The 13637-nt window shown below is 39.0% G+C and carries 14 protein-coding genes; 9 read left to right on the top strand and 5 right to left on the bottom strand.

Annotated elements, in window-relative coordinates:
* Positions 1 to 6: 6 nt before the first annotated feature.
* Together pstC and pstS are read right to left on the bottom strand one after the other, a co-directional pair.
* Complete coding sequence (gene pstC / locus C7H19_RS21225; RefSeq protein ID WP_106458919.1) at positions 7 to 945, bottom strand: phosphate ABC transporter permease subunit PstC; 939 nt, start codon at positions 943 to 945, stop codon at positions 7 to 9.
* Positions 946 to 1106: 161 nt separating this feature from the next.
* A complete protein-coding gene (gene pstS, locus C7H19_RS21220) occupies positions 1107 to 2255 on the bottom strand; it encodes a phosphate ABC transporter substrate-binding protein PstS (RefSeq protein ID WP_245927699.1) in 1149 nt (382 codons plus the stop codon).
* Positions 2256 to 2633: 378 nt separating this feature from the next.
* On the opposite strand from pstS, the gene C7H19_RS21215 reads away from it, so the two are divergent.
* Positions 2634 to 3680 (top strand): PstS family phosphate ABC transporter substrate-binding protein, encoded by a 1047-nt coding sequence (locus C7H19_RS21215; RefSeq protein WP_106458918.1) that lies wholly within the window; start codon positions 2634 to 2636, stop codon positions 3678 to 3680.
* 244 nt (positions 3681 to 3924) lie between these two features.
* Here C7H19_RS21215 and C7H19_RS21210 read toward each other — a convergent pair whose 3' ends face one another.
* Positions 3925 to 4365, bottom strand: coding sequence for a cysteine peptidase family C39 domain-containing protein (locus tag C7H19_RS21210; protein ID WP_106458917.1), 441 nt, complete (start codon positions 4363 to 4365; stop codon positions 3925 to 3927).
* On the bottom strand, positions 4340 to 4642 hold the full coding sequence (locus C7H19_RS21205; protein ID WP_106458916.1) for a hypothetical protein: 303 nt from the start codon (positions 4640 to 4642) through the stop codon (positions 4340 to 4342). Before C7H19_RS21205 ends, C7H19_RS21210 begins: the two co-directional genes overlap by 26 nt.
* 119 nt (positions 4643 to 4761) lie before the next feature.
* Here C7H19_RS21205 and C7H19_RS21200 point away from each other — a divergent pair, with 119 nt between their 5' ends.
* A complete protein-coding gene (locus C7H19_RS21200; protein ID WP_106458915.1) occupies positions 4762 to 5535 on the top strand; it encodes a sirohydrochlorin chelatase in 774 nt (257 codons plus the stop codon).
* A 102-nt stretch (positions 5536 to 5637) separates the two neighbouring features.
* On the opposite strand, the gene C7H19_RS21195 is transcribed toward C7H19_RS21200, so the two are convergent.
* The gene (locus tag C7H19_RS21195; RefSeq protein WP_106458914.1) at positions 5638 to 7116 is read right to left on the bottom strand and encodes an FAD/NAD(P)-binding protein; all 1479 of its coding nucleotides are present in this window, start codon (positions 7114 to 7116) and stop codon (positions 5638 to 5640) included.
* A 169-nt stretch (positions 7117 to 7285) separates the two neighbouring features.
* Between C7H19_RS21195 and C7H19_RS21190 the strand changes: the two genes are divergently transcribed.
* From C7H19_RS21190 to C7H19_RS21165, 7 genes are all read left to right on the top strand, one after another.
* Positions 7286 to 9019, top strand: coding sequence for an Rqc2 family fibronectin-binding protein (locus C7H19_RS21190; protein WP_106458948.1), 1734 nt, complete (start codon positions 7286 to 7288; stop codon positions 9017 to 9019).
* Positions 9020 to 9277: 258 nt separating this feature from the next.
* A complete protein-coding gene (hisD, locus tag C7H19_RS21185) occupies positions 9278 to 10582 on the top strand; it encodes a histidinol dehydrogenase (protein ID WP_106458913.1) in 1305 nt (434 codons plus the stop codon).
* Positions 10583 to 10588: 6 nt separating this feature from the next.
* A complete protein-coding gene (gene hisB, locus C7H19_RS21180; protein WP_425428921.1) occupies positions 10589 to 11224 on the top strand; it encodes an imidazoleglycerol-phosphate dehydratase HisB in 636 nt (211 codons plus the stop codon).
* 89 nt (positions 11225 to 11313) lie between these two features.
* Positions 11314 to 11472 (top strand): hypothetical protein, encoded by a 159-nt coding sequence (locus tag C7H19_RS25950; protein WP_181280700.1) that lies wholly within the window; start codon positions 11314 to 11316, stop codon positions 11470 to 11472.
* Positions 11473 to 11571: 99 nt separating this feature from the next.
* Complete coding sequence (locus C7H19_RS21175; protein ID WP_106458911.1) at positions 11572 to 12048, top strand: DUF29 domain-containing protein; 477 nt, start codon at positions 11572 to 11574, stop codon at positions 12046 to 12048.
* Positions 12049 to 12112: 64 nt separating this feature from the next.
* Positions 12113 to 12841: a ferritin-like domain-containing protein gene (locus C7H19_RS21170; protein ID WP_106458910.1), complete on the top strand. Its 729-nt coding sequence runs from the start codon at positions 12113 to 12115 to the stop codon at positions 12839 to 12841.
* A 146-nt stretch (positions 12842 to 12987) separates the two neighbouring features.
* Positions 12988 to 13637, top strand: a 650-nt coding sequence (locus C7H19_RS21165; protein ID WP_146136570.1) for an aminotransferase class I/II-fold pyridoxal phosphate-dependent enzyme, incomplete at its 3' end; no start/stop codon positions are given.

Below are 13637 nucleotides of genomic sequence, written 5' to 3'. Positions count from 1 at the left end.
CTTGTTTTAGTTGTATTTCGCTTTAATCTTATTTACGATCACTTCAGCCAGGATATTGACTAGCAAAGTCAGGAGCATTAGCACTAAACCAGCATACATGAGGGCTGCTACTTGTATCCCCGATGCTTCAGCAAACTGATTCGCCAACAAAGAGGCGATCGTATTAGCTGGTTGTGTAATATTAGGACTGATCCTGTTTGAGTTGCCGATAAGCATCGTTACTGCCATTGTCTCACCCATTGCACGTCCGAGGGCTAACATAATTCCCCCAACAATCCCAGAAATTGCCGCAGGAATCAGTACACGGAAAATGGTTTCCCAACGAGTCGCCCCTAAACCTAATGACGCTTGACGTAAATCTGGCGGTAAGGCAAACAGAGAATCACGAGAAATCGAAATAATAATCGGTAAAATCATGATGGCTAGTACAACACTAGCGACAAGCATACTCGGTCCTCTGACTACGGGAAAAAAAGGAATAATCCGATGTAATGACGACAAAAAAGGAATCATTACAAAAATACCCCATAAACCGTAGACAACACTTGGAATAGCGGCTAAGAGTTGCACTAAAAAAACCAGAACAGTACGAATTTTTAGAGGGATAAAATCTTCACTTAAAAAGATTGCAGAACCAATTCCCAAAGGAACTGCAAGTAATAAAGCCAAGAAAGAGTTAACTAGAGTTCCGTAGATCACCGGTAACGCCCCAAATGATTCACGCCCTTTAACAGGGTTCCAATCAGTGCCAAACAGAAAACCAGGTCCAAATTGACTAATCGCGGGTAAAGCTCTAATGGTAATGACTAATGCGATCGCTAATAAAATCAAGCCAATTCCGATGGCAAAAATTTGTGTTAATGTAACAAACCCTCGATCAAAAGTTTTCTCTACATCTGAACGGGGAGCAAAATCGGAGTTTTGAGAAATTGGTGGTGAAGCCATACACTATGTTGTCATCAACGATAAACAGCAAACAAAAATACTACTTTAATTACATTTAGGGTTAGGGGAGCAGATATCGGCTTTTGAGACATACTTTATTAAGTTTCTCTTAAATTACCGTTTCTCCTCTTCACCCTTCCCGTTTCACCCAATAGATGAATCTACTCTACCTTAATCGTATAGTCAGGACTGATTTGATCGGCTACTGCTGCTACTTTTTTGACGACTTCTGGTGGTAAAGGAACATATCCTAAAGCCGCACTTTGTTTTTGACCTGTGGTTAGACCATATTCAATCATCGCTTCTATCCCAATAGCCTTGTCTTTATCGGGGTAGCTTTTGTGCATCAACATCCAAGAATAAGTCACAATTGGATAAGATGTCTCTCCTGGAGGATCGCTGAAAAATAATCGCATATCTTCGGGTAAGGGTTCTGAGGCTAAGGTAGCTGACGCTGCGGCCTCATCGGGTAATGTAAATTTACCTTCTTTGTTTTCTAATGCTGCCATCGCTAAACCATTGTTTTTAGCAAAGCCGTATTCAATATAACCGATCGTCCCTTCATTTTGTTTAATGGTTGCGGTTACCCCTTCATTGCCTCTCCCACCTAAAAATTTACCTTTGCTAGTTGGCCATTGAACGGTTTTACCTTGACCGATGCTCTTTTTCCATTCAGGACTAATAGCACTTAGGTGCATTGTAAAGATTCCCGTCGTACCACTACCATCAGCGCGATGTACTACAGTAATTGGTGTATCAGGTAATTTCAAATCGGGGTTAGCGGCGGCAATTTGGGGATCATTCCATTTAGTAATTTCACCTTTAAAAATTCCGATAAAGGCATCTCTCGATAATTTTAATCCTTCGACACCTGGTAAATTGTAAGCTACGGCAATACTACCCGCCGTCATGGGTAATAATAGAACACCATCTTTGACATTAGCCATTTCTTTATCGGTCATTGCTACGTCACTTGCGCCAAAATCGATCGTACCCTGGGTGAACTGTTCAACTCCTGCACCGCTACCAACAGATTGATAGTTAATTTGGAGTTGGGGAACTTCTCGATTTAACTGTACAAGCCAGTTTTGATACAATGGAGCGGGGAAAGATGCTCCCGCACCCGTTACGGCTACGTTGCCAGAAAGAGGAACTTGTCTTGCTCCTTCTGTGGTTCCAGATGTGCTATTTGTCGATGTATTAGTGCCACCACCGCCACAAGCGGCTAGACTTGCAGTTAGTGCAAGTAGGGTTAGAGAACTCGCTAATTGAGAAATTTTTCTCATAATATTATCGTTTTGATTAGACATACTAGGACTGACGAAATTAGTAAACCTAGAAAATCTTAAGATATAAACTACACTTTGTTAGTAAAGAATAGATTAAGGAACTCTTTTTCTTTAAATAAATTATTAAATCACTTTTGACAATTTTTTTAGAAAACTTAGCCCCAAATCCTTGCCCATACTGATTTATAGCCCTTTTAAATATATCGATTAATCATTGTAGCTGGCTCTTTAACTCTCGGTGATTCGTTCGGGTGACTTAATTAATCTTTAATTTTTTCTATTTTTGTATCTTTTTTGAAGAGATTTTATAACAATTTAATCTGTTTTTAATCTTTTATAGTTAAGCTTTTTTTTATTAAATACTTAATTAATTTTTGAAAAATATTAGGAGAACAGAAAATGAAAAATATATCTCTAAAGCTATCTTTTACTCTAAAAACAGTAATGGCAACGGCCTTTATTCTACAATCATGCGCTTCAATTAACCCAAATAATATTAAACCTATTAAAATAGATGGCTCTAGTACAGTTTATCCCATTACTCAAAAAGTTCTAGAACATTATAAAGCTGATCCTTCTAACAAAACCTTGAGCAATATTACAATTGATGATAACTTTTCGGGAACAGGAGGCGGCTTTAAAAAGTTTTGTAACGGCGAAACGGATATTAATGCTGCTTCTCGTCCTATTTTAAAAGATGAAATGGATGCCTGTAATGCAAAAGAAGTTCGTTACATTGAGTTACCCATTGCTTTTGATGCTTTAACTGTTACTGTCAATGCTCAAAATACTTGGGCGAATGATATTACTGTAGCTGAATTAAAAAAACTCTGGGAACCTTCAGCACAAGGTAAAATCAATAAATGGAATCAAATTCGCTCCACATGGCCCGATAAACCGATTACGCTTCATGGTGCTGATCAAAATTCTGGAACCTTTGACTATTTTACTCAAGCCATTGTCGGTCAATCTGGGGTGAGTCGTAAAGATTATAATTATAGTGAAGATGACCAAGCGTTAGTTAATGCGGTTAAACAAGATGCAAATGCTCTCGGTTATTTCGGTTATAGCTATTATGATCAAAATAAAGATCAATTAAAAGCATTAGCGATCGATAATGGTAATGGTGCGGTTACTCCATCTTCAGAAGCCGTCGAAAATGAACAATATCAACCCTTAGCACGTCCCTTGTTCATTTATGTTAATGCGAAAGCCGCGCAAAATAATCCTGCATTAGAAGCATTTGTCGAATATTATTTAGACCATGCACCGAAAGCTGTTACCGAAGTTGGTTATATTCCTCTACCAGAAGAAGCTTATCATCTTGCACAAGTTCAATTTCAACGGTTTGAAGTCGGAACCGTTTTCGATGGTAAGGCTCAATATAATTTAACCATAGCTGAATTATTACGCAAGCAAGCCCAATTTGAAACCGCAAATAAATAATTAGATTTCATTTCTAAATTGTAGGGGTTTGGAAACCAAGCCTTTTTTTAATCCCTGTTTTCTAGATAAATTTGATGAAATCAGTGCATATTTACTAACTATTAGTGGCCATGATGCTAGTCACGTTTTTAATGTTATTGATGTTTATCTTAATGGTTTGACGAAGAAAATGGGATTTTTGTAAGGGGAAAGGAAACCAAACCCCTACAGGTTAAATCTAATCATGGTATGGGTTTAGTCGCGTTTATTTTTTTATCAAAATAGTTAAATTGTGCATCATTGCCCAAGCAGTTTCAAAAGTTGAGCGATCGATAATTCGTTCTCCTTGAAGTGGATCGTATACCGAAACTTGGTTCGACTCTACTCCTACGACAATGATAGCGTGTCCTCCTCTAATTCCATCAATCGGCAACAGATTAACAAAAACAATTGGAAAAAAACCTAAGTCAACTAAACTGATTAATTCCTGTAAATTCAGCGTTAATTTAGCTGATTTTGTAAATCCCAATTGGCGAACTGCATCAACTGCTTTTAGTGCTTCTGTTCCCAAAGGTGTACAATCACATAGATTACGAAGTTCAGCTTCACTCAACGTAAACCCTTGCTCAGAAAGTACCATTCTCAAACAAGCGGGTACACAAGAAAAAGGTGTTTCCTGTCTATAAAAATGCAGCTTGGATGTCATCGTGATAAGATTCGTAGAGTTTAAGCCCTACTTGTTTCATGTCTTCTATAGGCGTGTGAAATACGATAACATTCGAGCTAGTGCTGATCTTTATTTCTCCAACTTGTCCAATAGACCCAATAACTGGATAAGCTAGGATAACTGGAATCTGCCAAACCTCCCCAGTCTTATTGAGTATAGCTTGGTCAGCACTGAAGCGATCGCCTAGATGATTGCTGAGAAAGTTATTAGCAGTTGCCTGCGCTTGTTGCGCCGTATCCAGTGGAACAGTTTTCATCGCTGATCTTCTTTATCTAACCTTAATTCAAAAAAATGAAACGGAATGAATACATCTCTACATTTAATTAAAAAAATACGATAACCTAGATAAATTACAGAATTTATTAATAAAATTAGATGTCATCATCTGCATATCTGTTGGTTTATCACGGAAGTCGAGATCCTCGCCCTGAGCAAGCGGTTAGAACCTTAACGAATTTATTCCGTCAGCGAATTACAATAAATGAAAGTTTAGTCAATGTCCATCATTCCATCAATAATGTTACTGCCTTACTGACTAAGCCTCAATATCCTCTTATTGATATTGCCTCTCTCGAATTATCTGCTATTCCTCTACATCAAAATATCATCAAATTTGCTAAAGTAGCGAGTACACTAGGTTTCACTAAATTACAGATTATTCCCTTGTTTCTTTTACCCGGTGTTCATGTTAGAGAAGATATTCCCAGAGAAATCACATTAGCCAAGTCAGAAATTATAGAAACAATTCAACTTGAATTAAAATCTTATTTAGGCGCATCTCTAGAACTTATTCCCTTACTTCGTCAAGAATTGGAAAAAGACAGCGCAGATTCTAGTATCTTATTATCTCATGGTAGCCGTTATCTAGGTAGCAATCAAGCCGTTGAAGCTATAGCTTATCAACTAAATGCTATTCCTGCTTATTGGTCGGTTGCACCTAGTTTAGAAACACAGCTACAAGTTTTAATTGAACAAGGGGCTAAAAAAATCGCCATTTTACCCTATTTTCTCTTTACCGGTGGGATTACAGAAGCGATCGCACAACAAGTCCAACAATTACAACAGACTTACTCACAGATCCAACTATACTTGAGAGAACCGATCGGACCTACAGAAGCTTTAGCCCAAATTATACTAAATTTATTATAAGTACATTAATACTTAAAAAATAATAGAGGTTTGGACTCCCTATCCTGTTTGTGTAAGGATTTGGTAACCAAATCCCTACATCATTATATTACCCACAAACCTTTAATATGGAGCAACCCCGACAAAATTAGCCGCCGGCGTAATCATTGGTTGTACTGTATAGGATTCTATATTAATCGTACTACTTTTAAGAGGGCGTATTGTATTACGAAGAGAAAAAGAATCTAATAAGGTTGTAGCTAATTTTTCGGCTTGTTGTCGGCTTTCTTGAACAGCCGTTGTTTCCCACAGACAGCCTTTTTGTAAGGGACCAAGTGTATATAGTGTAGTAGATTTAGCACCAGTTCGGCTGACTAATGACCCATTGTCTGCTACTTCTAAACCTAATTCGAGTGCGTCAGGTTGAGCAACACCTGTACTAATAATATTTTTGAGTAAAGGATATTGCCATTGACTGGTTAATCGTTCGGAACCTGTGCAATTAATTACCGTCTGAACTTTAATCGTATGAGTATGTTCACTTCCTCTCGGACGAACTGTTACTGTAACACCATCCATATCTTCTTGATAAGCGATGATTTCTCCAGCATATAGACTTAACTGTTGTGAGGTTCTTAATTTAGTAATAATATCGGAAACTCCAGACGCAATACGATGACGATGATTATCCCAATAAGCGCGAAGATGGCGGATAAAACGGCGTTTTTCTACAAGAGTAAGAGATTTCCAAATGTCTTGGGTATGAGGACGTAAAGCATCCATCACCGATCGCCAATCATAGCCTAATTTTTCCGCTTTTTTTACTTCTTGACGAATATGTTTAAATAAACCATTCAAGTTTTGTTCAGTTTTCAAGCAAAAGGGATAAGCTGGTGTTTGTTGATGCGCTTGAGGAACTAACCCTCTTTTGGAAATCATGTATATTTTCCCTTGATGTCCTTTGTAGTGTAAATTAACGACTAAATCAAGGGCAGTTAATCCAGAACCAATTAATAAAATAGCGTCGTCAGGCTGTACAATATTTTCTAAAGATGTAGACCATGCCCAACGTTGATAACGTCTGCTTTGATAGAATGATGGATCGGCAATAGGTGGATTACTTGGTGGTAGATTACCTAATGCTAAAACTACACGATCCGCCGTAATTTGTCTTCCATTCCCACAAGTAATAACAACTTGATCATCTACGGGTTGTAATTCCGTCGCTTCATAGTGTATATGCTCTATTTGAACATCTTTTCTCGCTTTTTCGTGGGCTTCTTGTAAGATGGATTGAAGATACTCGCCGTAATAATGACGTGAGACAAAAGAATTCGCTGTAAAGGCTTTTTCAGAATAGCGATTTTGTAACCAATTGATGAAATGTTCTGACTCTTGAGGAAAAGCACTCATTTTTCCTGCTGGAACATTGAGGACATGATGTTCTACAGCAGTACTGTAGGCCAAGCCTTGACCGATATTAGCACGTTTTTCTATAAGTTTAATCTGGAGTGGGCAATTAGCTAAACGCAATAAATGTGTTGCGACCATTGTTCCACTAAAACCACCGCCAATAATTGCAATTGTTAAAGGTTTAACCATTGAGCCTATCTCCTTTTGTTTTCTAAATGTATTTTAATACATTTCAAATAAAAAGGCAAGATAATTTTAAATCAATCATACTGGGGACAGAAGCGTAGGGGTAGGGTCTCCAAACCCTCTTTTGAATTGAATGATGGATAATGAAAGAGTTCATCAAAAATCGATCGCAATGCAGTCAGTAGACTATACAACTTTAATCGCTTCTTGCGCGGAACTAAGATCCCAGTGGCTACCCGCCCGAATTGAACAAGTGTATCAATGCGATCGCTATACCATCGCCTTAGCATTACGAACCCTAAAAAAAAGAGGATGGTTAACAATATCTTGGCATCCTCAAGCAGCGAGAATTAATATGGGTGATGCGCCCCCAAAAATCCCCGATACCTTTACTTTTAGCGATCAACTGCGTCATCAACTCAATGGATATGCCCTCACCGCGATAGAAGCGATCGCACCTTGGGAAAGAGTCATAGATTTTACGATCGCCAAACGCCCTGATGATCCGGCAATCTGGCATATATATATAGAGATCATGGGAAAATATAGTAACGTGATCCTAACTGATGCGAGTAACCAAATTATTACAGTAGCTCATCAAGTGACAGCCTCACAATCGAGCATCCGTACTGTGGAAACGGGGCAACCTTACGAACTTCCCCCACCTTTATTCGGAACTAACCCCAGTTTAGAGGAATCTTTGAACAGTTGGTTTGAACGAGTTAGCCTCATTCCGGATCAGATCGAACGACAGTTAATTAAAACCTATCGCGGTGTAAGTCCAGTTATTGCCCGTTTTCTCCTAAAAAATGTCCATATTGACACAAAAATAACCACTGATCAATTAACCGAAACCAACTGGGAAAATTTGTTTAATGAATGGCAAAACTGGTTAAAAGTCTTGAAAACAGAAACCTTTCAACCAGGATGGACAAATACAGGATATACGGTTTTAGGTGGAGAAGATATTAAACCTGTTTCCGACGTACAAACTCTCCTCAACCGTTACTATACTGATTATCTCAATCAAGAAACCTTTAAACAGCTACGTCATCAACTGAGTCAAAAGATTAATGCTATTTTAGGAAAACTCAGACAAAAAGCAAATATTTTTACAGAACGCTTAAAACAGTCGGAAAACGCTGATCAATACCGTCAACAAGCCGATCTTCTCATGGCGTATGTCTATCAATGGGAAGCGGGAATGAGTTCTATTACTTTACCCGATTTTGTCACAGAAGAACCCGTAAAAATTTCCCTTAACCCCGAAAAAAACGGCGTACAGAATGCCCAAAGCTTGTATAAACAACACCAAAAGCTAAAACGTGCCTTACAAGCTGTTCAACCCTTATTAGATGAAGTATTAGCCGAAATTCAATATTTAGAACAAGTATCCGCCAGTTTATCTGGGTTAGAACAATATCAAACACCCGATGACTTACAGACGCTAGAAGAAATTCGAGATGAACTGATCGAACAAAATTACTTTGAATCACAATCTCGCCCACGTCAATCGACTGATCAATCAAAGCCCTATCGTTATATTACGTCATCAGGGTATGAAATATGGATCGGTCGTAATAACCGCCAAAATGACATACTAACGTTTCGGACTGCGGGGGATTATGATTTATGGTTTCATACCCAAGAAATCGCCGGAAGTCATGTTTTATTACGCTTACAGCCAGGTTTTGTTCCCGATGAGAGTGATTTACAACTCGCGGCAGACTGGGCGGCTTATTTTAGTCAAGCCCGTCAAAGTACACAAGTTCCTGTAGTATACACAAAACCGAAATATGTCTATAAGCCTAAAGGTGGAAAGCCAGGAATGGTTATCTACAAGCAAGAACAGGTTTTATGGGGTTCTCCAGAGCGTGTTACAAGATACCTCAAAAATTTAGTTTAGGAAAAATTCTTTACTTTTTTTTACAAAAGTGTGTGTCTTCTGTTACAATTTTATTAAGAAATTAAAAGAGCTAACGGTTTGGGAACGTAAAGCTTGGAATTTCCTTTTATGACAACACAATATCGGAAAAACCAGTGATTGCTTATATCATCTCATCAGATAAGCGATCGCTGGTAATTTATTTTCAGCAAAAATCGCTCCTGTTTATGAGCGACAATAATTAAAGATAGACGAAACAAATTCAAGGAGTAAGGGTTAGTGATCAGAATTCTGAAACTAGCGCAGATGACAGCAGCAGATCTCACCACGCTTAAAAAAAGGGCTGAGTTAGATATCGATAATGCCCTCAAGATTGCTAAAACGGTGATTGATGAGATACAACTTGAGGGAGACAAAGGCGTAATTTCCTATGCCAGAAAATTTGACTATGAAGGCGCGACCGTAGAAAATATAAGAGTTACAGCCGAAGAAATAGAACAAGCAGAACATTTAATCGAACCTGAAGTTAAAACCGCACTCGAACAAGCTTTTAGAAATATTTATGAAGTGCATCGCCGACAAATGCCCGAAGAAATTCAACTTGGCGAAATATCACCAGGAGTCTTCGCAGGTGAAAAAATTACACCTCTTCCCAGTGTTGGTTTATATGTTCCCAGAGGACGTGGCGCATTTCCCTCAATGATGTTAATGTTAGCCATCCCTGCCAAAGTCGCTGGTGTTAAAAGAATTGTCGTCTGTACCCCTCCCGATAAACAGGGCAACGTCGAACCCGCTTCCCTCGTGGCTGCAAAAATGGCAGGTGTAGACGAAATTTATAAACTTGGGGGCGTACAAGCGATCGCAGCAATGGCCATCGGAACTCCAACCGTCGCAAGGGTTGACAAAATTACCGGACCGTGTAGTGTTTATGGAGCCGCCGCCAAACGAATTCTTTACGGTACTGTTGATGTGGGCTTACCTGCGGGGCCAAGTGAATCAATTGTACTAGCCGATGAATACACAGATCCTCGACTTGCAGCCATAGACTTATTAATTGAAGCCGAACACGGTTCAGACTCAGCCGCCTTACTGGTGACGCATAGTGAAGCAGTAGCCCAAAAAGCGAGTCAGTATGCGAGTGAATATATCCAACAATTACCCGACTGGCGACGTGAATTTTGTGAACAGGGACTTGCTGCATATGGTGGGATTATTCTGACTTCTAGTTTAGAAGAATCGATCGCTTTTATTAATGATTACGCCCCAGAACACTTAGAAGTATTGGTTAAAGATCCTTTTGCGGTTGTGGGAAAAATTAAAAATGCAGGAGAAATCTTACTCGGTGCGTATACCCCTTCTTCTGCTGCTACTTATGCTATTGGAGTTAATGCAGTATTACCGACGGGCGGGTTTGCGCGTTCATATTCAGCAGTATCCGTCTATGATTTCCTCAAGCGTTCTACTCTCGCCTATCTAACGTCTGAAGGCTTTGAAAAATTGAAAACCACAACTACAACTCTAGCGAATTATGAAGGCTTTCCCGCACATGGTTTAGCCATCACCGAACGCGAAAAACTATTGTAAATTTTTATTACAAATACTATGCAAATAACCGATAAACTGCTTCATATTCCTACTGGACGGATCGCCACCGTTAGCCGTACCACCAAAGAAACCGATGTCCAAGTTAGTTTAAACCTAGACGGACAAGGAAACTGTCATGCAAATACAGGGGTTCCTTTTCTCGATCATATGCTACATCAAATCGCCTCACATGGCTTAATTGACCTAGAAGTTAAAGCCACTGGTGATATTGAAATAGACGATCATCACACCAATGAAGATGTAGGGATTACACTAGGACAAGCCCTGTTTCAAGCATTAGGCGATCGTAAAGGAATCATTAGATTTGGTCATTTCGTCGCACCTTTAGACGAAGCCTTAATTCAAGTCGCCTTAGATTTTTCTGGAAGACCGCATTTAAGTTATGGTTTAACTATTCCCACCCAACGAGTCGGCACCTATGATACTCAACTTGTGCGGGAATTTTTTGTGGCGATCGTCAATCATAGCCAAATGACCTTACATATCCGTCAATTAGATGGCATTAATTCCCATCATATCATCGAAGCCACCTTTAAAGCCTTTGCGCGTGCAATGCGAATGGCACTCGAAATCGATCCCCGTCGTGCTGATGCAATCCCCAGTTCTAAAGGAGTGTTATAAGAAAATACAGTGAGAGTAGGGGTTTGGTCACCAAACCCTTATAACATCTCACTTGTGATTAATATTAAAACACGATTGGAGAATCTATCATGAAACAAAAGGAATTAAATGAACAAGAACTTAAAGAAATTTTAGAATTAGCCAAAGAAGCTGAAAAAAAAGCTAAAAAAATGTGTGAAATTATTACGATTCACAGTGCTAAATATCAGCGTTGGCACGAAGATGCAAACAAAAAAGTTGTACAATAGTTTGGCTTACTCCGATGATAGTAAACAACATTGAGCGAGAAATATTTGACTCATTGTAGATGTAATAACATAGTAAGGGTAGTAATTTTATCTAAAACCATGACTACACCAACTACACAGGCTCAGAAAACTTTATATGAAAAAGATTTTTATCTTTGGCTACAAACTACAGCCGAGTTACTCAAAAATCAGCGACTTGACCAAATTGACTGGGAAAATTTAATAGAAGAAATCGAAAGTATGGGAAGAAGTGAGAGAAAGGAAATAAAAAGCCGTTTGATTATCCTCCTTGAACATCTTCTCAAACTGAGTTACTGGGAAAGTGAAAAAGAATATAATTCTCGCGGTTGGCGTAATACAATTATTGAACAAAGAAGACAGATCGAACTTACTTTAGAAGATAGTCCTAGTCTCAAAACTGTATTATCTGAGAGTTTCTTAGACTGTTATCAAAAAGCGAGAATGGATACTATCCAAAAAACCCAACTTTCCTCAAATTTGTTGCCATCTGAGCCACCTTTTACGCTAACAGAAGTCCTAAACCCTCAATACTTCCCCCAATCACTCCAAATGTAGCTAACCACACCTCACACCGAAAGACATTGGGTAGAATGTAAAAGACGTTCTTTAAACTGAACTAATGAATCTCTACACAAGTATTCTGCATACCTTGGGATCTGGGGCGACTGCCTTCATTATGGCCCGAAATCTATGTGATCCTCAAACTCGTCCTAATACTCTAGCTAGTTTACAACTCGCTGAATCTGGTGCCGTTCCTTTTTTAGAAACTCTACAACAACGCGCTATTCAAGAGGGTGATCAATGGTTAGCCGAAAAACTAGCCCGACACGCATCCGATGAACGCAGACACGGGCAGATTTTTGCTCAAGCTTTAAAACGCATGGGAAAAGAAGTCATCGATCCTAAACAACTCGCCCAACAAAACTCCCAAGAAAGAAGAAGCCCTTTTTTTGATGCTTTTTTCGATGGTTACACCAGAGAAGAACTCAAAGCAGATAACATTGATTGGGCTGTTTTTATGGGCAGTACATATATATTAGAATTAGATGCCTGTAATGATTTTTTCCGTATGGCGAGAGTTTTAGGCGAAAAAGACGCAGCCCTCAAAAAAGGAATTTTTAGTGTTGCTCAAGATGAAAAAGGTCACGCCGCTTATCTCTATGAAGCGATGCAGCGTCGTTTATCGACCCCACAGGTGGAAACCCTCATCGACGAATGGCGTACCCGTAAAATTAATGCAGTGATGGCGATGGTGAAAAATTATATAGAAAAAGGAACCTCACAACGATCGCTTGTTACTGAAGGTACACCTAATCAAGCTGAAATGGAATTAGCTTCAGTTGCTTAACCAAAAAATAATTAGTCTGAAAGAGGGTTTGGAGACCAAACCCCTACAGATTTAATTCTGTAAAAAATATTTTTCTACTCTGCAAGACATTAGACAATTAGTATTATAGACAACACAAAACTTTAGACTAACAACTGTAAACAATCATGAAGTTTGCCTCAAGAGTGACTAACGTTGTGCCTTCTCTGACCCTTGCTGTTGATGCAAAAGCCAAAGCAATGAAAAAGGAAGGAATCGATATTTGTAGCTTTAGCGCGGGGGAACCCGACTTCGATACTCCCACTCACATTAAAGAAGCTGCAAAAAAAGCCCTCGATGAAGGTAAAACGAAATATGGGCCAGCTTCAGGAGAACCCGCTCTCAAAGAAGCCTTAGCGAAAAAACTTTTTGAAGAAGATAATCTAAATTTTAAACCAGAAAACATTATTGTTACCAATGGCGGTAAGCATTCTCTTTTTAATCTAATGCTTGCTCTCATTGAAGTTGATGATGAGGTGATTATTCCGGCTCCTTATTGGGTAAGTTATCCTGAAATGGTCACTTTGGCTCATGGTAAGTCGGTTATTGTACCTACAACTGTCGAACAAAATTATAAAATTACGCCAGAACAATTGCGCCAAGCGATTACCCCAAAAACTAGAATATTTGTTTTAAATTCGCCCTCTAACCCGACAGGGATGGTTTATACCCCCGAAGAACTCCAAGAATTAGCCAAAATTATCCCTCTTCTGTCACTTGAGGATAGAAAATTAATTAACCTGTCAAAAAATGGAAAGGAGACCGTCCTGAGAAACAA

Source organism: Aphanothece hegewaldii CCALA 016 (genome assembly GCF_003007785.1).
Taxonomy (GTDB): domain Bacteria; phylum Cyanobacteriota; class Cyanobacteriia; order Cyanobacteriales; family Microcystaceae; genus Chroococcus; species Chroococcus hegewaldii.
Note: the sequence above shows the minus strand (reverse complement) of the source record. Positions and strands in the feature narration are given on the sequence as shown.